The sequence below is a fragment of the Caldanaerobius fijiensis DSM 17918 genome (assembly GCF_900129075.1).
GTDB classification, from domain to species: Bacteria; Bacillota; Thermoanaerobacteria; order Thermoanaerobacterales; family Caldanaerobiaceae; genus Caldanaerobius; species Caldanaerobius fijiensis.
Genome location: NZ_FQVH01000018.1, coordinates 1 through 21,319, shown reverse-complemented (window position 1 = coordinate 21,319; position 21,319 = coordinate 1). Strand labels below are relative to the sequence as shown.

The 21,319-nt window shown below is 36.2% G+C and carries 24 protein-coding genes and 1 rRNA gene; 11 read left to right on the top strand and 14 right to left on the bottom strand.

Translation table 11 applies throughout. The annotated features are described in order from the left end of the window. Position 1: 1 nt before the first annotated feature. Genes BUB87_RS08320 through BUB87_RS08300 form a run of 5 tightly spaced genes read right to left on the bottom strand, consistent with a single transcriptional unit; the run spans position 2 to position 3,616 of the window. Entirely contained in the window at positions 2-247 is a 246-nt protein-coding gene (locus BUB87_RS08320) for a YkuS family protein (RefSeq protein ID WP_073343983.1), read from the bottom strand. Positions 248-297: 50 nt separating this feature from the next. Continuing rightward, complete coding sequence (locus BUB87_RS08315) at positions 298-801, bottom strand: DUF4446 family protein (protein WP_073343980.1); 504 nt, start codon at positions 799-801, stop codon at positions 298-300. Between the two features lie 11 nt (positions 802-812). Beyond that, positions 813-1,958: an aminotransferase class V-fold PLP-dependent enzyme gene (locus BUB87_RS08310; protein ID WP_073343977.1), complete on the bottom strand. Its 1,146-nt coding sequence runs from the start codon at positions 1,956-1,958 to the stop codon at positions 813-815. Between the two features lie 55 nt (positions 1,959-2,013). Continuing rightward, positions 2,014-2,850 carry a ParB/RepB/Spo0J family partition protein gene (locus BUB87_RS08305; protein WP_073343974.1) on the bottom strand — a complete coding sequence of 279 codons (837 nt, stop codon included), beginning with the start codon at positions 2,848-2,850 and terminating at the stop codon, positions 2,014-2,016. Then, positions 2,843-3,616 (bottom strand): ParA family protein, encoded by a 774-nt coding sequence (locus BUB87_RS08300; protein WP_073343971.1) that lies wholly within the window; start codon positions 3,614-3,616, stop codon positions 2,843-2,845. Before BUB87_RS08300 ends, BUB87_RS08305 begins: the two co-directional genes overlap by 8 nt. 91 nt (positions 3,617-3,707) lie before the next feature. Between BUB87_RS08300 and BUB87_RS14390 the strand changes: the two genes are divergently transcribed. From BUB87_RS14390 to BUB87_RS08285, 3 genes are all read left to right on the top strand, one after another. Next, positions 3,708-3,995: a hypothetical protein gene (locus BUB87_RS14390; protein ID WP_073343968.1), complete on the top strand. Its 288-nt coding sequence runs from the start codon at positions 3,708-3,710 to the stop codon at positions 3,993-3,995. A 14-nt stretch (positions 3,996-4,009) separates the two neighbouring features. Further along, a complete protein-coding gene (locus BUB87_RS08290; protein ID WP_073343965.1) occupies positions 4,010-4,279 on the top strand; it encodes a TMEM165/GDT1 family protein in 270 nt (89 codons plus the stop codon). 186 nt (positions 4,280-4,465) lie between these two features. Further along, the gene (locus BUB87_RS08285; protein WP_234945997.1) at positions 4,466-4,936 is read left to right on the top strand and encodes a GAF domain-containing protein; all 471 of its coding nucleotides are present in this window, start codon (positions 4,466-4,468) and stop codon (positions 4,934-4,936) included. Here BUB87_RS08285 and noc read toward each other — a convergent pair. The 9 genes from noc to rpmH all read right to left on the bottom strand — a co-directional run bounded on the left by noc (position 4,920) and on the right by rpmH (position 11,951). Then, a complete protein-coding gene (noc, locus tag BUB87_RS08280; protein WP_073343962.1) occupies positions 4,920-5,726 on the bottom strand; it encodes a nucleoid occlusion protein in 807 nt (268 codons plus the stop codon). The two genes, BUB87_RS08285 and noc, sit on opposite strands and share 17 nt — an antisense overlap. Before the next feature lie 166 nt (positions 5,727-5,892). Continuing rightward, on the bottom strand, positions 5,893-6,609 hold the full coding sequence (gene rsmG, locus BUB87_RS08275) for a 16S rRNA (guanine(527)-N(7))-methyltransferase RsmG (RefSeq protein ID WP_073343959.1): 717 nt from the start codon (positions 6,607-6,609) through the stop codon (positions 5,893-5,895). Continuing rightward, positions 6,602-8,479: a tRNA uridine-5-carboxymethylaminomethyl(34) synthesis enzyme MnmG gene (gene mnmG, locus BUB87_RS08270; RefSeq protein ID WP_073343956.1), complete on the bottom strand. Its 1,878-nt coding sequence runs from the start codon at positions 8,477-8,479 to the stop codon at positions 6,602-6,604. The genes rsmG and mnmG overlap by 8 nt, the downstream gene beginning before the upstream one ends. 9 nt (positions 8,480-8,488) lie before the next feature. Next, on the bottom strand, positions 8,489-9,865 hold the full coding sequence (gene mnmE / locus BUB87_RS08265; protein ID WP_073343954.1) for a tRNA uridine-5-carboxymethylaminomethyl(34) synthesis GTPase MnmE: 1,377 nt from the start codon (positions 9,863-9,865) through the stop codon (positions 8,489-8,491). Positions 9,866-9,904: 39 nt separating this feature from the next. Continuing rightward, positions 9,905-10,522: an RNA-binding cell elongation regulator Jag/EloR gene (jag, locus tag BUB87_RS08260; RefSeq protein ID WP_073343951.1), complete on the bottom strand. Its 618-nt coding sequence runs from the start codon at positions 10,520-10,522 to the stop codon at positions 9,905-9,907. 15 nt (positions 10,523-10,537) lie between these two features. After that, entirely contained in the window at positions 10,538-11,215 is a 678-nt protein-coding gene (locus tag BUB87_RS08255; RefSeq protein ID WP_073343948.1) for a YidC/Oxa1 family membrane protein insertase, read from the bottom strand. A gap of 18 nt (positions 11,216-11,233) precedes the next feature. Next, positions 11,234-11,428: a membrane protein insertion efficiency factor YidD gene (gene yidD / locus BUB87_RS08250; protein ID WP_456059096.1), complete on the bottom strand. Its 195-nt coding sequence runs from the start codon at positions 11,426-11,428 to the stop codon at positions 11,234-11,236. Between the two features lie 10 nt (positions 11,429-11,438). Further along, positions 11,439-11,777 (bottom strand): ribonuclease P protein component, encoded by a 339-nt coding sequence (gene rnpA / locus BUB87_RS08245; RefSeq protein ID WP_073343945.1) that lies wholly within the window; start codon positions 11,775-11,777, stop codon positions 11,439-11,441. A 39-nt stretch (positions 11,778-11,816) separates the two neighbouring features. Further along, positions 11,817-11,951, bottom strand: a complete 135-nt coding sequence (gene rpmH / locus BUB87_RS08240; protein WP_073343942.1) for a 50S ribosomal protein L34 — start codon at positions 11,949-11,951, stop codon at positions 11,817-11,819. A gap of 379 nt (positions 11,952-12,330) precedes the next feature. Between rpmH and dnaA the strand changes: the two genes are divergently transcribed. From dnaA to BUB87_RS08200, 8 genes are all read left to right on the top strand, one after another. Next, the gene (dnaA, locus tag BUB87_RS08235) at positions 12,331-13,671 is read left to right on the top strand and encodes a chromosomal replication initiator protein DnaA (RefSeq protein ID WP_073343939.1); all 1,341 of its coding nucleotides are present in this window, start codon (positions 12,331-12,333) and stop codon (positions 13,669-13,671) included. A gap of 189 nt (positions 13,672-13,860) precedes the next feature. After that, entirely contained in the window at positions 13,861-14,970 is a 1,110-nt protein-coding gene (gene dnaN / locus BUB87_RS08230) for a DNA polymerase III subunit beta (protein WP_073343936.1), read from the top strand. Between the two features lie 8 nt (positions 14,971-14,978). Further along, a complete protein-coding gene (locus tag BUB87_RS08225) occupies positions 14,979-15,185 on the top strand; it encodes an RNA-binding S4 domain-containing protein (RefSeq protein WP_073343933.1) in 207 nt (68 codons plus the stop codon). A gap of 12 nt (positions 15,186-15,197) precedes the next feature. Beyond that, the gene (gene recF, locus BUB87_RS08220) at positions 15,198-16,274 is read left to right on the top strand and encodes a DNA replication/repair protein RecF (RefSeq protein ID WP_073343930.1); all 1,077 of its coding nucleotides are present in this window, start codon (positions 15,198-15,200) and stop codon (positions 16,272-16,274) included. 15 nt (positions 16,275-16,289) lie between these two features. Further along, positions 16,290-16,559, top strand: coding sequence for an extracellular matrix regulator RemB (gene remB, locus BUB87_RS08215; RefSeq protein ID WP_073343927.1), 270 nt, complete (start codon positions 16,290-16,292; stop codon positions 16,557-16,559). 24 nt (positions 16,560-16,583) lie between these two features. Next, the gene (gyrB, locus tag BUB87_RS08210) at positions 16,584-18,503 is read left to right on the top strand and encodes a DNA topoisomerase (ATP-hydrolyzing) subunit B (RefSeq protein ID WP_073343924.1); all 1,920 of its coding nucleotides are present in this window, start codon (positions 16,584-16,586) and stop codon (positions 18,501-18,503) included. A gap of 15 nt (positions 18,504-18,518) precedes the next feature. Beyond that, positions 18,519-20,954 carry a DNA gyrase subunit A gene (gene gyrA, locus BUB87_RS08205; protein ID WP_073343921.1) on the top strand — a complete coding sequence of 812 codons (2,436 nt, stop codon included), beginning with the start codon at positions 18,519-18,521 and terminating at the stop codon, positions 20,952-20,954. Between the two features lie 256 nt (positions 20,955-21,210). Beyond that, positions 21,211-21,319: ribosomal RNA gene (locus tag BUB87_RS08200) — 16S ribosomal RNA — on the top strand; the annotation flags it as partial.

The following is a 21,319-nucleotide window of genomic DNA, read 5'->3' as shown; positions in this document are numbered from 1 at the left end:
CCTATTCGAATAACGGTGTTATGAGCCTGGTCTTAAGAGCATTAAGGATATTATCGTATTCCATAGATCCGCTTATCAACAGCGTCCCATTTTTCCCGGGTTTTATATACTTAAGTTGTTGACCAAATGCATTACTGTATATATACGCATCACACATCAACCCTTCGTCAATATAGATAACCTGATATCCCTGGCTTTCAAGTAATGTTTTTAGATCTTCCATTCCGCGATCTATTGCAATTAACAAAAAAATACACCTCCTGAAATATTATAACCGGAAGTGTATCTCTTATTCTTCTATATGAATTTTTTTCTAGCTTTATCTATGACTTCAAGTTCTTCTGCAGATAATTTATAATTAGACATACCATTTTTTATAGGCTTTGCGTATGTCGTGGTCTCATTCCTGCCGTATATACCCGTTATAACTACTCCATCATCGTGATCGTCTAAGAGCGCTATAGAAAAACTTAAGTCACTGCCTACTTCATCAAAAGCATTGTAACGGACAATTGCAACTTTTTTTATACTCATTTCCAGCTTTCTAACTATCTCGTCCATTTGCTTTTGAAAATCATTTACCTTCATTAAGGCCGTTTCAACTTCTGACATATAGCTTTTAAGTAATTTTTCAATATTTACTCCGTTTTCTCCTTTCATGAAAACATCTATACGCCTTTTCAATTTTCCCAACTTTATAAATAGGGATATATAAAGAAATAATAGAATAAATAATAAAACTATTATGATTCCAGATACCACGCTTAAATGCAATGAACCCAACAGTTTTAAAACATCCATCAACAATCCTCCTATACAAAATTTTTAGCAACGTCATATACGGCTTTTATTGTATTCTCAATTTCATCAATCGTATTAAATGGACCCACACTGAACCTCACGGTTCCTTGATTTACCGTGCCCAGCGTCTTATGCGCCAGAATCGAGCAATGAAGGCCGCTTCTCGTAGCAATGTCATATTTTAAATCCAGTATGTGGCCTACAAGCGATGAATCTATGTCATCAATATTTATACTGACGACACCAATCCTCTGGCTCAAATCCTGTGGTCCATATACGACAACACCTTTTATTTCTCTTAGCCCACGTATAAGGCAATCTGTCAGATACATTTCATGTTTCCTTATATCATCAATACCCCTTTCTTCAATATATTTGATACCTGCACCTAATCCTGCAATACCAGGCGTATTTAATGTCCCACTCTCAAATTTATCAGGTATTTCTTCCGGTTGGCTATCCAAGTCTGAATGGCTCCCTGTACCTCCTTCTATAATAGTATCCAGCTTTAATTTACTGCTGATATATAAACCACCTGTTCCCTGAGGCCCTAAGAGCCCTTTATGGCCAGGAAAGGCAATAATGTCAACTCCCATTTTCCTCGTATCTACATCTATAACCCCCAATCCCTGCGCACCATCTATGAGATAAACTATCCCATAAGACCTGGCTATAGCTGCTATATCATTTATGGGCATCAAGGATCCACAAACATTAGAAGCCATTGTTGTTACTATAAGTTTAGTATTACTTTTTATCGCCTTTTTGAGATTTTCGGGATCTAATAAACCTTCATGATTACACCAGATTATATCGTAATTAATGCCCTTTGATTTTAATGCATTAAGAGGCCTTATAACCGAATTATGTTCCATAGATGTGATCAAGACATGATCTCCGGTCTTTAGTAACCCTTTTATGGCCATGTTTAAAGCCATAGTACAATTCATTGTAAATATAATCTCCATGGGGCTTCTCGCGTTTAAAAATTTTGCAAGCAGTTCTCTGGTATTATAGACTATCCTGGATGCTGCTATAGAAAGCTTATGGCTCCCTCTCCCCGTATTTGCACCATATTTAATCATGGTGTTTTTAACTTCATCATATACATTCTCTGGTTTTGGCCATGTTGTAGCCGCGTTATCCAGGTATATCACGATGTAAGCCCCCTCATATACATATCTTCATAAAACTATTATATTATACAACCTATCATCTGTTGCATAAATACTCATAAATTCTTTGAAGGTCCTCATCAGAATAAAATTCTATTTCTATCTTACCTTTATTTTTGCCTTTTTTGATATTAATCTTGGTCCCCAGAACCTTCTCCATATCATCCTGTATAAATTTGTATCTGGTATCGGCTTCTTTCGGTTTTATTGCTTTTTTTTCTCCATTTAGTATTCTTTTTATCAGGTTCTCTGTCTGTCTCACGTTTAAACCATCTTTGATAATTTTCTTAGCAACATCAAACTGCATGTCTCCATCCTGTAATGACAATAAGGCTCTCGCGTGTCCTGTCGTAAGCTCTCCTGTTATCAAATAATCTATTACACGGTCATCCAGATTTAATAGTCGTATACTATTCGCTATAGCAGGCCTGCTCTTTCCTATTTTTTTTGCGACATCCTCCTGTGTCATACCATGTTCTTCTATCAATGTCTTGTAAGCCAGCGCCTCCTCTATAGGGTTTAGATCCTCTCTTTGCAGATTTTCAATCAGCGCCAGCTCAAGTACTTCATTATTGCTCACGTTTTTGACTATAGCAGGAACCTCCTTCATTCCTGCTAATTTCGCGGCTCTCCATCTTCTCTCACCTGCTACAATTACATATCCATTATCTGCCGCTCTTACAATTATAGGCTGTATCATACCATGTTCTTTTATAGAATCGGCCAGTTCTCGAAGCTTTTCATCATTAAAATATTTACGAGGTTGTGATCGGTTTGAGTATATTTTCTCAATCTCAATATATACAATACCATCATCATCAATACTTTTTGGCAATAAGGCTTCAAGACCTTTACCTAACCCTCTCTTATTCACTGTTCACATCCCTTTCTAATATCTCTTTAGCCAGCTCGTTGTACGCCTCAGCACCCTTAGATCTCGGACTATAGTATTGAATAGGCATACCATAACTGGGAGCTTCACTTAATCTGATGTTCCTGGGTATTGTTGTTTTATATACTTTATCTGCAAAATACTTTTTTATTTGTTCAGCCACCTGAACGGACAGATTTGTCCTGCCGTCATACATGGTGAGTAAAACGCCACTTATATCTAATTTTTTGTTGATGTGTTTTTGAACAATCTTAATGGTGGTAAGCAGCTGTGCCACGCCTTCCAGCGCAAAATATTCACATTGGATGGGTATTATTACTCCATCCGCTGTTGCCAATGCGTTTACGGTCAAAAGGCCTAAGGAAGGCGGACAATCTATAAGTATGTAATCATAATCTTCGCGTACAGGATCCAATGCCGATTTTAATTTATATTCTCTCCCAGGAACATTTACCAATTCTACTTCGGCGCCTGCTAAATCTACATCCGATGGAATTATATACAGGTTATCATAATTGGTCTTTATTATAGCCTCTTTGCAGTCTACCTTTCCTTCGATCACGTCGTATATTATACTTTTACTCTTCTCTTTTTCTATACCCAAACCGCTAGTGGTATTACCCTGTGGATCAATATCTATTATGAGCACTGTTTTACCTTTCAGTGCCAATGCCGCCCCTAAGTTTATCGTTGTCGTGCTTTTGCCCACACCACCCTTTTGATTTGCAATTGCCAATATTTTTTTCATATCACTCAACCCACTTTATAACATACTTTTTATCTTTTATAAATATAAATAAATAAAATGTAATTGCATATTTTAATAAAGGTGTCAAAAAATGATGAGAAAGATAAAATTATTGTATATTTTGTTGATCTGGCTGTTTTTTTCATGGACTACCGTATTTAACGACATCAATATCCCTCTAAGGGGATTGATATCATTGCCTGCTTTAATCAATATCTATCTTGGCATCTTGCTTCACGTAAATACGATCCAGGGACAATTCATTATGTCATTTATTACGACAATTTTTGCAGCATATTATCTGCTCTATATTATAACACTGTTTCACGTGAAACAAAAGAAAAAATCTCAAAAGATAACAACAACAAATAAACAATAAGTGGGGTGCAAAAAATGTACAGGGAATTAATATTGTCTTTTTTCTTAATATTTCTAGCTGAGTTAGGAGATAAAACACAATTATCCACCATGTTACTTGCCAGCAGGTATAGAAATATATGGGGTGTCTATATAGGATCATCCCTTGCACTGATTTTAAGCGCATTAATCGGAGTTTTAGGGGGCACCCTAATAAACAAATATCTACCCTCTAACCTCATACAAACGGGTTCTGGCATCGTCTTTATTATTGTGGGAATAACTTTACTGTTTAATAAATTGTGATTCCTGCTTTATACGCAAGCTTCGTCGTTAAATAAATCTTTTACTCGTAATTTACAATATTTCGTACTCAAATGATTTTGCACCATTCAAATTACGAATTGAAATAAATGAATTTAAAAAATAGTATACATGAGAAGATTATGTTATAATAAATATAAGATCAATTCTATACAAAGGAGTATGTCTATGATGAGCATTAATGAAAAGAAAAAACTTTTTGCTGATCTAATGCAAAAAATCAGAGAGGTTATATCAGCCAATGATGATTACACGATGTATGAAAAAATAGTTAAATTATTAAAAGAAAATGTCCCACACTATCATTGGGTTGGCTTTTACTTTATAAAAAATGGTGCTTTAGAATTAGGCCCTTATATAGGCAGGCCTACTGAACACACAAGAATCGAAATTGGGCAAGGAATATGTGGTAGCGCTGTTGCGCAAAATAACACTATAATCGTAGAAGATGTAACAAAAGAAAGCAACTATCTCGCCTGTAGCGTCGAGACAAAATCAGAAATAGTTGTACCCCTTTACAACAAAAACGGTGCAATTATAGGTGAGATAGACATAGATAGCGATGAATTATCTGCATTTGATGAGGCTGATAAAGAATTTCTCGAGGAACTATGCAGACAAATCACCTTGAAATCCTGACGATAAATTCCACATAATCATCGCCCTCAACCTGGTTCAATACCGCTTTGACACCACTTTTGTTCATAAGATTTACGGCTTGTTTAATAGTATTTATGTAAATCCTCACATCTTTCAATGCTTTTATAAATTTTCTCTTCTTTTCTACCTTTTCTCTGTTTTCCAATGAGTCTAAAACCCTGTTAATGAGATCTTCAGTTTCTTTTACATTTAATTTCTTTTTTACAACCTGTTTTAATACCTTCAATTGTATTTTGTCATCGTGAAGACGCAATAAAGCTCTAGCATGCCTTTCTGTTAAATTATTTTCTTTTATAATCTTTAATACCTCCGGCGAAAGCTTCAAAAGCCTAATCTTATTAGCAATCGTCGATTGGCTTTTTCCTATCTTTTGTGCCAATTCCTCCTGAGTAAAATTGTAATTGTGGAGTAGATTTTGATAGCCTTCAGCTTCCTCTAAAAAATCCAGGTCCTCTCTTTGGAGATTTTCAATTAACGCAATAATCGCAGAATCTATCTCGTCGGCTTTAAGTACTACAGCAGGAATAACCTCCATACCGGCTAACTTGGACGCTCTTAATCTTCTCTCCCCCGCTATCAATTCGTACTTTTCTTCGCTTATCTTTCTAACACTTATAGGTTGTAATACGCCATATGTCATAATAGAATTTTTTAATTCTTCTAAACTGCTGTCGTTAAAATGCTTTCGTGGCTGATATGGATTAGGAAGAATCATGTTGATGGGTATGTATTCAACTTCACTATTCATGGATATTTGACCCATTTCCATCTCTCCTTACCACTTATTATTTTACAATTCTACTGTTAAAAGCATCAGCTGCTATATCAAATACCTTTATATTAGGTTTCATTAAACCTATTGGCCTACTTCATAATATTATATTCTACATATTTTTGGAAAATCCTTCTTTATTTCCTAAAATTTTTTATTCATTTTATAAGGGGTTTTTTTCTGGCGTGCCTGCTTTCCTAGGATATTTTCCAGGTGTCGATCTTTTTTTCCTTACTATAACCGCACAGTGAATAATATCTGGTGGTAATTGATATTTAAATGTACTTATATACTGACCACCAAGGATATCCAGCGCTTTCATAGAATCCTCTATCTCCTCATCTACATTTCTCCCCTTCATCGCTACCATGGTACCGCCTACCTTGAGAAAAGGAAGGCAGTACTCACATAAAACATTCATGGGTGCTACAGCACGGGAAAGACATAAATCATACCTTTCTCTATGGTTTACATCCCTCGCTATATCTTCTGCTCTGCCGTGTACCGCATCAATCCCCTTTAAATTCAGTTGCTTAATCACCTCAGATAAAAAACCAACCCTTTTTTTAAGAGAGTCCAGAAGTGTCATATGAATTTCAGGATAATATATTTTCAAAGGTATCCCTGGGAAACCTGCTCCTGTGCCTACATCTATAGCATAACACTTTTCAGGTACTTCTCCTGTTTTAATAATGGCTAATGAATCGGCAAAGTGTTTTATGATCACTTCTCTGTCATCGGTTATTCGAGTAAGATTAAATTTCTTATTCCACTCCTTTAACAATTCCATGTATTTTAATAATTGCTCTACTTGTACCTCATGTAATTCTATACCCAAACTCGAGCACGTATCATATAGCAATTCTTTTAAATCATCCATCGCCTTTCCTGCCTTTCTCCAGGTAAACCAGCAGTACTGAAATATCTGCCGGAGATACTCCAGATATTCTAGATGCCTGCCCAATAGAAACAGGCTTAATGTCATTTAGCTTCTGTCTTGCTTCAAGGCTTAATCCATATATCTTTGAATAATCCAGGTCTGGTGGAAGTTTTTTGTTCTCCAGTTTTTTAAATTGCTCCACCTGCTGGAGCTGTTTTTTTATATACCCCTCATATTTTACCTGTATCTCTACCTGCTCAGCTACAGCCATACTTACCTTTGGCCTATCTGGATCAATTTTAGCAAGGGATGCATAACTAATTTCAGGCCTTTTTAACAACTCATATAAAGTTATTCCACTGTATATTCCAGCGCTGCCCATTTCATTTAAGAAATTCACCACGTCCTGCGTTGGCGATACCCTGGTATTCTTTAAGCGCTCAATCTCCTGTTCTATCTGGGCCTTCTTTTTCTTAAATTTCTCATATCTTTCACGAGTAACCAGGCCTATTTCATATCCTTTTTCTGTAAGCCTCAAATCAGCATTATCCTGTCTTAACAAAAGCCTGTATTCAGACCTTGAAGTAAGCATCCTATACGGCTCGTTGGTACCCTTTGTAACAAGGTCATCAATCAATGTACCGATATACGAGTTAGATCTATCCAGTATAAAAGGGGGCTGACCTTTTATCTTTAAAGCTGCATTTATACCCGCTATAATGCCTTGTGCCGCTGCCTCTTCATATCCTGATGTTCCATTTATCTGTCCAGCAAAATACAATCCACTTATGTCTTTAGATTCCAACGTGTGTTTAAGTTTTGTCGAATCAATGCAATCATATTCTATGGCATAGGCTGTCCTCATTATCTTAACATTTTCAAGACCTTTTACAGTCCTCAAGAAAGCCACTTGAACTTCTTCAGGCAAACTGCTGGACATTCCCTGTACGTACATCTCAAAAGTATCTTTACCTTCCGGTTCTATAAATATCTGATGACTTTTTTTATCAGGAAATTTCATGACCTTATCTTCTATGGAGGGGCAATACCTTGGCCCCACCCCTTTTATAACTCCAGAATAAAGCGGGGAAAGATGGATGTTTTCTCTTATGACCTCATGGGTACGTTCATTGGTATACGTAAGCCAGCACGGGATCTGGGGGATATCCAGTTCATCGTTCATAAACGAAAATGGCGTAATCCTCTCATCGCCCGGCTGTATCGTTAATTTGCTAAAATCTATTGACCTCTTATCAACCCTGGCAGGAGTACCTGTCTTGAACCTCCTCAATTTAAAGCCCAATTCCTCAAGGCTCTTTGATAGTTCATTGGCCGGAAACAAACCATTTGGCCCACCGCTATAGCTTACATCTCCTACTATTATTTTACCTCTCAAATACGTACCCGTAGCCACGATAACTGCTTTGGCGTCGTATCTCGCCCCGTATTTCAAAAGCACGCCAGTAACATGTCCGTCTTCCACATATATCTTTACTACCTCATCCTGTTTTATATCTAAATTCTCCTGCCGTTCAAGAGTTTTTTTCATTTCACTTTGATAAAGTTTTTTATCGCATTGAGCCCTCAGAGCTCTTACAGCAGGTCCCTTTCCTGTATTTAACGTTCTTATCTGTATCATAGCCTTATCATTATTTATAGCCATTTCTCCTCCCAGGGCATCAATTTCTCTAACCAGATTGCTTTTAGCAGGACCGCCGATGGACGGATTACATGCCATCATTGCAATCCCTTCCAGGCTTATAGTTACGATCAATGTCTTAAGCCCCAGTCTGGCAGATGCCAAAGCTGCCTCACATCCAGCATGACCGGCACCGATTACCACCACATCATAATACCCTGCTGAATACATTTCACTCACCTACTTCCCTATACAAAATCTATCAAAGATACTGTGAAGAACTTCATCCGATACAACCTGACCTGTTATTTCACCCAAAGCGTCAATAGCAGTCCTTAAATCAATGGATACAAAATCTAATGGTAAACCCTGGTCAAAGGTCTTCTCACAGCTTTTTAAAGCATTAATGGCCTTCAATAACAGGGATCTATGGCGCGCATTTATAAATATACTGCCACCCAGATCTCCAAAAATATTCTTTCCTTTAAAAACTCTATCATATATGGCATCATAAAGGACATTCAGTCCTTCCCCTGTTTTCGTGGATGTAGTAATTATATCACCAATCGAACTTAATTTTCTTATGTCTGCTTTTATGGTAAGATCAATTTTGTTTGCTAATACTATCACATTTCTACCCTCTAAATATTTTACAATTTCCATATCCAATTCATCTAAAGGTATAGACGCGTCAACCATAAACACAATCAAATCAGCTTTATTTAAGTATTCTAATGACTTTTCAACGCCTATTTTTTCTACTATATCCTCCGTACGCCTTATCCCAGCCGTATCAATTATTTTAACAGGAACACCTTTTATATTGATATACTCTTCGATAATATCCCTTGTAGTACCAGGTACATCGGTCACAATAGCCCTATTTTCTTTCAAAAGGGCATTTAAAAGCGACGACTTACCCACATTGGGCTTGCCGATTATCACCACATTTAAACCCTCTCTTAAGATCTTGCCAGTATCATATGTTTCCAGAAGCTTTTCTATTTCATTGATACTTGCATCGATAACCTCAATTATCGTCTCATCGCCCAGCGGATCTACTTCATCTTCCGGAAAATCATTTAATGCCTCTATATGACCATATAAGCCTAAAAGTCTTTGCATTATGTCATTAATTTTATCAGATAATCCACCTTTTAGCTGGTTCACCGATGCGATATGAGATAAATCTGTCTTTGAGCGTATAAGGTCAATAACCGCCTCTGCCTGTGACAAGTCAATTCTTCCATTGATAAATGCCCTCAGCGTAAATTCACCTGGTTCAGCTAATCTGGCACCACAGGCTATGGTAAGATCAAGTACTTTTTTAACCGGAATCAATCCGCCATGGCAGTTTATCTCCACCACATCTTGCCTCGTATATGTCTTTGGCCCTTTCATATACATAACCAGCACCTCGTCGATTACTCTGCCGTCCTGTGGATCTATTATAAACCCGTGGTGGATAGTATGGGATTTATAATTAAAAACCCTGTTTTTTGCGCTAAATATTTTACTCAAAATTTCCAGAGACTGCGGTCCACTGATCCTTACAATGCCTATACCGCCTTCGCCTATAGGAGTAGAAATAGCACAAATCGTATCATCCATGTTCATGTCATATTCCTCCACAAAAAAACCCAGTGTACACTGGGTTTATTTTAACGCGATTATAACTTTTCTATAAGGCTCTTCACCGAGGCTATATGTCTCAACATCTGGATTATCCTGTAAAGCAAGATGAATAATTTTTCTCTCATACGAAGACATAGGTTCAAGGGCGATATTTCTTCCCGTTTCTACAACTTTTTTGGCCATTCTATATGCCAGCTGTCTCAATGATTCTTCTCTCTTACTTCTATAATTCTCGGCATCCAATAAAACACGAACATGTTTTCCATTACTGAATTTATTTGCTACCAGATTGCACAAATACTGCAATGAATCCAGATTTTCACCCCGCTTGCCTATCAATAAACCCACATTATATCCAGTAAAATCAGCTTTTATCAAATCCCCTTCCTGCTTTAACTCGTAACTAACTTCAAGGTTCATTTTTTCTATGGTCTTATCCAGAAAATCTTTAACATAATCCAAAGGGGTTTTAATCATGACTTTTACTCTCGCCTGTTTATTACCCAATATACCCAAAAAGCCTTTATTACCAGTTTCCAATACCTCCACAATTACATTCTCTTTGTCAACGTTATACTCTTTTAAAACCCGATTTACCGCCTCATCAACGCTTTTACCGCTTCTCTCAACGACGATCATCGAGTAACCCCCCTTTTATTTGCCTTTACTATCTTTCTTAACTGAACTTACAGCAACAGCATCCTCACCTATACCTTTATACAACATCCTTATAAAAATAAGCTGCTGTACGATCTGAAATATATTGCTTACTATCCAGTATACTGCAAGACCAGATGGAAAATTTATGGTCATCCATGCAAAGAATATACTCATAAATATACTCATAGACTTATTTTGTGCAGTGTTCTGGGCAGCACCAGGAGGTGTAGCAGTGATAGATGAAATATACATGGTAATACCTGTTAAGACAGGCAATATAAACGTGGGATCCGGCCTTGAAAGATCCGGTAACCACATAAATGGAACACCTTTAAATTCCGGATAGACTCTCAAAAGATTATACATTGGTACAAGTATTATAAACGATATTATTATGGGTAGGCCACAACCTAATGGATTAACTTTATTCTCCTGATATACTTTCATTATTTCCTGATTTAGTTTATCTTTATCGTTTTTATATTTTTCCTGTAATTTAGCAATAAGCGGCTGTATATCGCTCATCTTTTTCATCGAATGAAACTGTTGAAAAGAAAACGGCAATAATATGGCTTTTATGAGCACCGTAAAAACTACAATAGCTATACCATAGTCGTGGGTAAACGAGTATATAAATCGAAATATATAACCCAGAACTTCTGTTACACTCAAACAAACAACCTCCTCATATCATCTTAGGGGATCATAACCACCTTTACAAAACGGATTGCATCTTAAAATCCTCCAAAGACCCATAATTAACCCTTTTGCTACTCCATACTTTTGGACTGCCTCCAATGTATATTGAGAACACGTTGGACGAAATCTGCACTTTCCAGGCCTAATCGGTGAAATATAAATCTGGTAAAACCTTATCAAAAGCAATACAATTCTTTTAATCAGCAATCAAATTACCCCTTTTAAGTGTCAAAATAAAGGTTTCTTGCAATTTATAAAAATCTACTTCAAAAATACCATCCCTTGCAATCAATACGATATCATACCCTTTTTTAATATTTTCCTCATTTATCCTATATACCTCTTTAAGCAATCTCTTAGCCCTATTACGACGTACTTTTTTACCAATTCTTTTCGATGAAGAAAAACCAACCCTATTGTAGTTCAATCCATTTTTAAAATAGTACACAACGAAATACTCATTAGACAAATATCTACCATTTTCAAAAACGTTCTTAAAATCATCAGAGCGTTTTAACCTAATAGTATGCAACATAAAAACTCCTCAAATTCGCAGAAAAGGCCACTACGGGCCTTATACAGTTAATCTCTTTCTGCCTTTTAATCTTCTTCTTCTTAAGACTTCCCTACCACTACGAGTTCTCATTCTCTGTCTAAAACCGTGTACTCTTTTTCTACGCCTTCTTTTAGGCTGATATGTTCTAAGCAAAAAAAACACCTCCCAATCTACCCAACTATATTAATGATTATATATGCAGATGTACTTCGTGTCAACACTATCCTGCTATATTATTTGTTACTTCTGTGGATATGTGAATAAATAATTGATATAAAATCAATTATTTGATAATATAATACTTAGCTGTGGATAACTTAACTTATCCACAAGTTGTGGAAAACTATGTGGAAAACTTGTTTGTTATTTTTGTATTAATCGTTTAAACCCTATCTATAAAGGCATTAATTATGTATATAACTTTATCCACAAGTTTTTACACCGATCAAATAATACAAAATATCCACAGGCTGTTATTTATTATTATGCACATATAAACAGGTAATATAATTCCTTACAGGAGGAAAAAAATATGCAAGACCTTTATGAAAACTGGCAAAAGTCCTTAGAATACTTAAAAAGCCAGATATCAGAAGTTGGCTTTGATACCTGGCTCAAATTTATGCATCCTGTAGCTATCGACGAAGGAAACTTAATAGTTGCCGTTCCCAACTTTTTTACCAGAAATGTCTTAAAAAACAGATATGACAGCTTGATAGAAGAGGCTTTTTACAAATTTACATCTCAGCGCATCAAGATCAAATATATTATAGCATCAGATGAAGAATTAGAAACACTACGAGAATCATACAACGCAAAAAACAAAAAGAAAGAAAAAATAATTGCATCAAGTAATTTAAATCCTAAATACACATTTGATTCATTTGTAGTCGGCAACGGCAATAGATTTGCTCATGCAGCAGCACTGGCAGTAGCTAAAGATCCAGCCCGTGCCTACAATCCTCTGTTTATTTATGGTGGCGTAGGTCTTGGAAAAACTCATCTCATGCATGCAATAGGTCATTATATAATGGAACGAAATCAAAACATGAACTGCATGTATGTGACATCTGAGAAATTTACCAATGAATTAATAAACGCCATTAAAAATCATGATAACGAGTCTTTCAGAAATAAGTATAGAAATGTAGACGTACTATTAATAGACGACATACAGTTCATTGCTGGAAAAGAAAGCACACAGGAAGAATTTTTCCACACATTCAATTCGCTCCATGAAACAAATAAACAAATCATCATATCCAGCGATAGACCACCAAAAGAAATTCCTACATTAGAGGATAGACTAAGATCGCGATTCGAGTGGGGGTTAATAGCTGATATACAGCCACCAGATTTAGAAACAAGAGTAGCTATATTAAAGAAAAAAGCAGAATCAGAAAACATAGAAATACCCAACGATATACTGCTTTTTATAGCAAACCATATAACTTCAAATATTAGGGAGTTAGAAGGAGCACTGATAAAATTAATTGCATACGCATCACTGGCAGGAGGAGTTATAGATGAACGCGTAGCACAGGAAGCATTAAAAGACATAGCAACGCCCAACAAAAATAAGAAAATAACGCTGCAACTTATCCAAAGAGTCGTAGCAGAACATTTTAACTTAAAAGTTGAAGATTTTAAATCCCAGAAGAGATCGAGAAATATAACATACCCACGACAGATTGCCATGTATCTTTGCAGAGAATTGACAGACGAATCACTGCCTAAAATAGGCGAAGAATTTGGCGGCAGAGATCACACTACGGTAATCCATGCTTGTGAAAAAATTTCCAATGATATTGAAAAAGACACAACTCTTAAAGATGAAATAAACAAAATAAAGAAAAAAATTGTGGAAAACTGATATCCACATATCCACAGCTTATTGTGGATATCTAATCGTCGCGATTTTAAAATAGGATAATGTTGATAACTCTAACTTCAATATCAACATTATTTTTTACTTATTTTTACGCAAAAATTTTAGATATCCACAAATCAACAGATATCTACTAGATACTACTACAAAAATAAAAAAAAGAAGGGAGAAAAAATGGATTTAGTCTGTGAAAGAAATAAACTCAATAGCGCTGTGAATAACGCGCAGAAAGCTGTATCCGAAAGATCAACCCTTCCTATATTGGAAGGCATATTGCTTAAGACAGATAACAATACCCTAACGTTAACCGGCAACAATACTGAATTAGCTATAAGATGCCGTATTGAATCGGATGTAAAAGAACAAGGTTCCGTCGTTGTTTCATCAAAAATATTCAGTGATATTGTAAAAAGGTTACCTGACAATCGAGTGCATATAGAATACAAGAAAGACCATAACAACATAGTTACGTTAAGATCTGGGAATTCTAAATTTGATATACTAGGAATCGATCCTATAGATTTTCCGGATATACCGAAGATAATATCTGATAATTTTATAACAATAAGTGCAAAAAAATTTAACAATATGATTAAGAAAACTATATTTGCTGTAGCTCAAGATGAAACAAAGCCTGTTTTCACTGGAGAATTATTGTCAATTGATAACGACGAAATACGATTGGTAGCCCTGGATGGATTCAGGCTGGCCATCAGAAATGACAAAATGGATAGGAACTATGGAACTAACAAAGTTATAATACCAGGAAAAAATCTATCAGAAATTTCAAAAATACTCTCTGATATCGACGGTGATATAACGATTATATTTGACGATAAGAGTGTACAGATTAACACGGAGGAAATAACAATTGTTTCCAGACTTTTAAGCGGTAACTTTATCAATTATGAAAAAATAATACCAACTGAATATAAGACAAGGGTTATAGCGGATACCCGTGAATTTCAGGACAGCATAGAACGCGCTTCTGTTATCCTCCGCGATGAAAAAAGCAACACTGTAAAATTGAATATAAACAATAACAGAATTGAAATAACATCAAGTTCAGAACACGGTAGTGTTTATGAAGAAATGGCAGCGAATGTGGAGGGCCTCGACATAGAAATAGGATTTAACTCAAAGTACCTAATAGAAATACTTCGAGCTATAGATGATGAAAGTATATGCATGGAATTTACAAATAACGTGGGACCATGTATAATTAAACCAATAGATGGAAATAGCTATATATATTTTATTCTACCTGTAAAGCTTGCGAGGTGATAAGCTGTATGAATGTAAAGATAAACACGGATTATATTAAATTGGAACAGGTGCTCAAGTTAGCCAATGTTGTGCCAACAGGCGGCCAGGCAAAATTGATGATAAAGGATGGGCATGTTAAGGTCAATGGCAGTGTATGTCTTCAGAGAGGAAAAAAGATTAGAAAAGGCGATGTGATCAGCGTTGAAGGTCAAGATGACATATTTGTTATCTGATGAGGTGATCATTTGTTTTTAAAAAAACTTGAGCTAGATAACTTTAGAAATTTTGAGCATATAACTGTTTCTTTTAACAATGGCCTTAATATCATTTTAGGAAAAAATGCTCAGGGAAAGAGCAATTTGCTGGAAGCTATAACTGTATGCGCTTTAGGGAAATCATATAGAAATGCGAAAAATGACGATATGGTAATGTATCATCACAATAGTTTTTTTATAAAGTGTACTGTTGATGATATAGGCAGTGATAAGACAATTGAGGTTTTTTATAAAAAAGGTGATAAAAAGTATATAAGATTGAATGGAAGTACAATATCGAACATAAATGAACTTTTTGGCAATTTAAACGTGGTAGTATTTATACCCGATGATCTAAAACTGCTCAAACAAGGGCCTTATGAGAGAAGGCGCTTTATTGATATAGATTTGATACAGATTAAACCGGATTACTACTATAATGTGCTTCAATATGGCCGGGTTTTAAAGCAGAGAAATAATCTCTTAAAAAATCAAAAGCAATATGATATGATTAATATCTGGGATGATCAACTTGTATTATACGGTTCTAAGATAGTAAGAGATCGAATGGCATTTATAAAGAAAATATCGCAATTGCTCAAGGAAATTCACTTTGATTTTATGCCTGAAATAAAAAAAGTGCAATTAAAGTACATTTCAAATGTAGTTGATTCCGAGAATATAGAAGATAGTTATCGCAAGAGACTGAGAGATTCGATTGAAAGTGATATAAGATTCAAAACTACTACATGTGGTCCTCATAGAGACGATATCAGGTTCTTTATAGATGATATGGATGCTAGGTATTTTGCATCACAGGGTCAACAGCGGTCATTGATACTAAGTTTAAAGCTGGCAGAAATGGAAATAATGAAAGAGGATATGGGCGAGTATCCGGTATTGCTTCTTGACGATGTGCTATCTGAGTTAGATTTTGAGAGGCAAGAGTCGCTATTGAAAATACTAAATAAATATCAAACTATTATAACAGGAACACACATACAGCATAACTCCAATATTAATGCAAAAAAATACATCGTTGAAAATAGAGATATTAAAGAATTTTGATTTGGAGGGACGATTATGTTTCTTCACCTTGTTGAAACAAAGGATATCGCATTAAAGGATGTAATTGCTATTTTAGACATAGATAGCTTTAACAATGCTGAATGCAATATAGAATTGTTGAGGCACGCTCTTATAAATGGCCGCGTGGAAAAACTATCTGATGAAGAGTCAAAATCCGTGATAATAGCAAATGTAGATGGAAAGCAAGTAGTATATTTTTCGCCTTTTTCTTCGATAACCCTTTATAAGCGCGCTTATATAGTCGATGAATTGAATATTTTATGATTTTTAGAGGTATGGAGGTATTCTATGAAGAACGACAGGAAAAGTGTAGAGACAGAATACGATGCAAGTAAAATACAGATATTAGAAGGTCTAGAACATGTAAGAAAAAGACCCGGAATGTATATAGGATCAACAGGGTCAAGGGGTCTTCATCATCTTGTGTATGAATTAGTTGATAATAGTGTAGATGAAGCGTTGGCCGGCTTTTGCGATAAGATAGTGGTTGTAATATATAAAGATAACTCTGTAAGTGTTGAAGATAACGGAAGAGGTATACCTGTGGGCATACACCCACAGGCTGGTATACCTGCTGTAGAAGTGGCTTTGACTATGTTGAATGCGGGTGGAAAATTTGGAGGTGGCGGATATAAAGTTAGCGGTGGCCTCCATGGTGTAGGGCTTTCGGTAGTAAATGCGCTTTCAGAATGGTTAGAGGTGGAAGTGAGGGTAGATGGGCATATTTACAGACAGAGATATGAGAGAGGAAAGCCTGTAACGGAGTTAAAAGTTGTTGGAGATACCGATCTGAGAGGTACTTTTATCAAATTTAAGCCTGATGGACAGATCTTTGAGGAATTAGAATTTGATTTTGAAATATTGTCTCAAAGGCTTAAGGAACTGGCTTTTTTGAATAGAGGGCTTACAATTATATTAAAAGACGAACGGGATGGCACAGAAGAAAAGTACTATTATGAGGGCGGACTGGTTGAATTTGTTAAGTACCTAAACAGGAATAAAGAGGTTCTTCATGAAAATCCTGTTTATATAGAAATGAGTAAAGATGATGTTGAGATTGAAATAGCCTTGCAATACAATGATACGTATGTAGAAAATGTATATAGTTTTGCTAACGATATAGATACAAAAGAAGGAGGCACCCACGTAAGTGGCTTTAAAAGCGCTTTAACCAGAGCCATAAACGAATATGGCCGGAAATATGGTTTCCTAAAAGGTGATGATAAGAACCTATCTGGTGATGATGTAAGGGAAGGTTTAACAGCTGTTATAAGTGTGAAGTTACCCAATCCACAATTTGAAGGCCAGACTAAGACGAAATTGGGCAATAGCGAGATAAGAACATTAGTAGAAAATATTTTTTATGATAAATTTACTGCATTTCTTGAAGAGAATCCACCTATAGCAAAAGCGATATTAGAAAAATCTATAAACGCCTTAAGGGCCAGAGAGGCGGCTCGAAAGGCTAGAGAACTTACCAGGAGAAAAAGTGCTCTGGAAAGTAGTTCATTACCTGGAAAATTAGCAGATTGCTCTGAAAAAGACGCATCATTGTGTGAATTGTATATAGTGGAAGGTGATTCTGCAGGTGGTTCTGCTAAATTGGGAAGAAATAGAGAATTTCAGGCTATATTGCCTTTAAGAGGTAAAATACTTAATGTAGAAAAGACAAGGCTTGATAAAATACTTGGAAACGAGGAGATAAAATCTATAATAACAGCTGTTGGCGCTGGTATAGGTGATGATTTTGATATTAAAAAAGTTAGATACCATAAGATCATATTTATGGCAGATGCTGATGTTGACGGTTCTCATATAAGGACTTTATTATTGACGTTTTTCTTCAGGTATATGAGGGAACTGATAGAAGCAGGTTATGTGTATATAGCGCAACCACCTCTCTATATGATACAAAAAGGGAAAAATATTGTCAGATATGCCTATAGTGATAGGGAATTAGAAAAAATTTTAAATGAAATTGGAAGGGAGAATGTAAGCATACAGAGATATAAAGGTCTTGGTGAAATGGATCCTGAGCAGTTGTGGGATACCACTATGAACCCTGAAACCCGTACATTGTTACAGGTATCTTTAGAAGATGCTATGGCTGCTGATGAGATATTTACTATTTTAATGGGAGATAAGGTAGAACCTAGAAGGGAATTTATACAAAAATATGCTAAAATGGTCAAAAATCTTGATATATAGATTTGAGGTGATTATATGGCAATAGAAGGAAATATCTTACCTGTAAATATAGAAGATGAGATGAGAAAATCCTATATCGACTACGCAATGAGCGTGATCGTGGGACGAGCATTACCTGATGTGAGAGATGGGTTAAAGCCTATTCACAGGAGAATACTCTATTCTATGTATCAATTAGGTTTGATGCCTGATAAAGGATACAGAAAAAGCGCATTTATTGTGGGAGACGTAATGGGAAAATACCATCCGCATGGTGATGCTGCCATTTACGAGACATTGGTGAGATTAGCTCAGGACTTCTCTATAAGATATCCATTGGTTGACGGTCATGGCAACTTTGGAAGCATAGATGGCGATCCCCCTGCTGCTCAAAGGTACACTGAGGCGAGGCTTTCTAAGATAGCTGTGGAGATGCTTACGGACCTGGATAAACAAACCGTTGATTTTATGCCTAATTTTGAAGAGACTCTTCAAGAGCCAAAAGTGCTGCCGTCTCGTTTTCCAAATCTCCTAGTAAATGGTTCTCAGGGGATTGCAGTGGGTATGGCGACAAACATACCGCCTCACAATTTAGGAGAAGCTATTGATGCTGTTATAAAAACTATTGAAAATCCTGATATAACAATTGATGAGTTATTAAATTATATCAAAGGCCCTGATTTTCCGACAGGTGGAATTATCCTGGGTTACGAGGGTATTAGAGAGGCTTATACTACTGGAAGAGGTAAGATCATAGTAAGAGCTAAAACGGAGATAGAACAGGTATCTGAGACAAAGACGAGGATAATAGTCAAAGAGATTCCTTATATGGTAAACAAAGCAAGGCTCATAGAAAAGATTGCAGAATTGGTAAGGGATAAAAAAATAGAAGGAATAGCAGATTTAAGGGATGAAAGCGATAGGTCAGGTATGAGGATAGTAATAGAATTAAAAAGAGATGCCAATCCCAACGTAGTTTTAAATCGACTATATGCACATACGCAGATGCAAGATACATTTGGTGTGATAATGCTGGCCCTTGTCGATGGTCAACCAAAGGTTTTAACTCTTAAAGAAATAATCCACTACTACATTGAACACCAAAAAGATGTGGTAGTGAGGAGAACTCGTTATGAGTTGAATAAAGCTCAGGATAGAGCTCATATACTGGAAGGCTTAAAAATAGCATTGGATCATATTGATGCTATTATAAACCTCATAAGGTCGTCTCCGACCGTACAGGTAGCAAAGGATGGCCTTATGAAAAACTTTAACCTTTCTGATGTTCAGGCACAGGCAATTCTGGATATGAGATTGCAGAGGCTTACTGGCCTTGAGAGAAAAAAGATCGATGAAGAATACGATGAGATAATGAAAAAAGTTCAACATTACAAAGAAATATTAGCAAATGAATGGATGGTTTTGGATATTATAAAAAATGAGTTAAGTGAGATAAAGAATAAATTTGCTGATGAACGCAGGACACTTATAACTCACAAAATCGATGAAATAAATGTCGAAGACCTTATAGAGAAACAGGATATGGTTGTAACCATGACCCATTTTGGATATATTAAAAGGCTCTCTGTAGATGCGTATAAGACGCAGAAGAGGGGCGGTAAGGGTATACTGGGTATGGATACAAAAGAAGATGATTTTGTGGAGAACATATTTACTACGACTACCCATGATCAAATACTGTTTTTTACGAATATGGGACGAGTATTTAAGTTAAAAACCTATGAAATACCTGAGGCCGGAAGGCAGTCAAAAGGAACTGCTATTATTAATTTGCTATCGCTAAAACCTAATGAAAGGGTAAATGCCGTTATATCGCTAGGTGGTATAAATGAGGATATGGTAAGCAAATGCTATTTAGCTATGGTGACGAGAAATGGTCTTATTAAGAAAACTAAGTTATCAGAGTTTGAAAACATCAGAAAAGATGGCATTATAGCTATAAAGTTAAACAATGGCGATGAGCTTATAAGCGTAAAATTGACCAATGGCGATGACGAGCTTATAATAGGCACATCAAAAGGTATGGCTATAAGGTTTAATGAAAAAGACGTAAGGCCTATGGGCAGAAGTGCTTGCGGTGTAAAAGCTATGGCGTTAAACGATGATGATTATATCATCGGCATGGATTTAGTGGATAAAAATGCTAAAGTATTGTTAGTTACAAAGAATGGATATGGTAAGAGAACAGAATTAAGTGAATTTAGAACACAATCTAGAGGCGGAAAAGGCTTGATAGCCAGTAATATAACAGATAAAACAGGTGAATTGGTTGCTATAATGATTGTTAAAGATGATGATGATGTTATGTTGATAACGTCCAATGGAACACTTATAAGAACAGCAGTATCAAGTATATCTGTGATGCATAGAAATGCCCAGGGCGTTAAAATTATGGACGTTAACGGAGATGTTATTACATCAATAGATAGGATTGCAAAAGAAGATGATTAAGCCTTGACAGCCACATAAGAGCTGTGGTATATTAATAAAGCCATCGCGAGAGGGGCAAGGAGACAAAAAAGTCGAGAGATACCCCTTGACAAAGAGACAAAACGATGGTAAAGTATAAGAGCTGTCGGGAGGGAGCAAAAAAGCCCTTGACAGACAGCCAGGTAAGTAGTAAAATAAGAAATCGTCAGCCGAGAGGCTGAGAGAACCTTGCCAATTAAACAGTGAGCGGGATACAACTTGTTTTGAGATATATATTTTACAAGAGAGTTTGATCCTGGCTCAGGACGAACGCTGGCGGCGTGCCTAACACATGCAAGTCGAGCGGAGGTAGTGGAGCTTGCTCTATTACCTTAGCGGCGGACGGG

Bases quoted from the DNA above. Each gene is read 5' to 3' on its own strand.
- BUB87_RS08315 (WP_073343980.1), bottom strand. From the start codon at position 801: ATGGATGTTTTAAAACTGTTGGGTTCATTGCATTTAAGCGTGGTATCT.
- BUB87_RS08300 (WP_073343971.1), bottom strand. From the start codon at position 3,616: ATGAAAAAAATATTGGCAATTGCAAATCAAAAGGGTGGTGTGGGCAAA.
- BUB87_RS14390 (WP_073343968.1), top strand. From the start codon at position 3,708: ATGATGAGAAAGATAAAATTATTGTATATTTTGTTGATCTGGCTGTTT.
- BUB87_RS08290 (WP_073343965.1), top strand. From the start codon at position 4,010: ATGTACAGGGAATTAATATTGTCTTTTTTCTTAATATTTCTAGCTGAG.
- BUB87_RS08285 (WP_234945997.1), top strand. From the start codon at position 4,466: ATGATGAGCATTAATGAAAAGAAAAAACTTTTTGCTGATCTAATGCAA.
- noc (WP_073343962.1), bottom strand. From the start codon at position 5,726: ATGGAAATGGGTCAAATATCCATGAATAGTGAAGTTGAATACATACCC.
- rsmG (WP_073343959.1), bottom strand. From the start codon at position 6,609: ATGGATGATTTAAAAGAATTGCTATATGATACGTGCTCGAGTTTGGGT.
- mnmG (WP_073343956.1), bottom strand. From the start codon at position 8,479: ATGTATTCAGCAGGGTATTATGATGTGGTGGTAATCGGTGCCGGTCAT.
- mnmE (WP_073343954.1), bottom strand. From the start codon at position 9,865: ATGAACATGGATGATACGATTTGTGCTATTTCTACTCCTATAGGCGAA.
- jag (WP_073343951.1), bottom strand. From the start codon at position 10,522: ATGATCGTCGTTGAGAGAAGCGGTAAAAGCGTTGATGAGGCGGTAAAT.
- rnpA (WP_073343945.1), bottom strand. From the start codon at position 11,777: ATGTTGCATACTATTAGGTTAAAACGCTCTGATGATTTTAAGAACGTT.
- dnaA (WP_073343939.1), top strand. From the start codon at position 12,331: ATGCAAGACCTTTATGAAAACTGGCAAAAGTCCTTAGAATACTTAAAA.
- dnaN (WP_073343936.1), top strand. From the start codon at position 13,861: ATGGATTTAGTCTGTGAAAGAAATAAACTCAATAGCGCTGTGAATAAC.
- BUB87_RS08225 (WP_073343933.1), top strand. From the start codon at position 14,979: ATGAATGTAAAGATAAACACGGATTATATTAAATTGGAACAGGTGCTC.
- remB (WP_073343927.1), top strand. From the start codon at position 16,290: ATGTTTCTTCACCTTGTTGAAACAAAGGATATCGCATTAAAGGATGTA.
- gyrB (WP_073343924.1), top strand. From the start codon at position 16,584: ATGAAGAACGACAGGAAAAGTGTAGAGACAGAATACGATGCAAGTAAA.
- gyrA (WP_073343921.1), top strand. From the start codon at position 18,519: ATGGCAATAGAAGGAAATATCTTACCTGTAAATATAGAAGATGAGATG.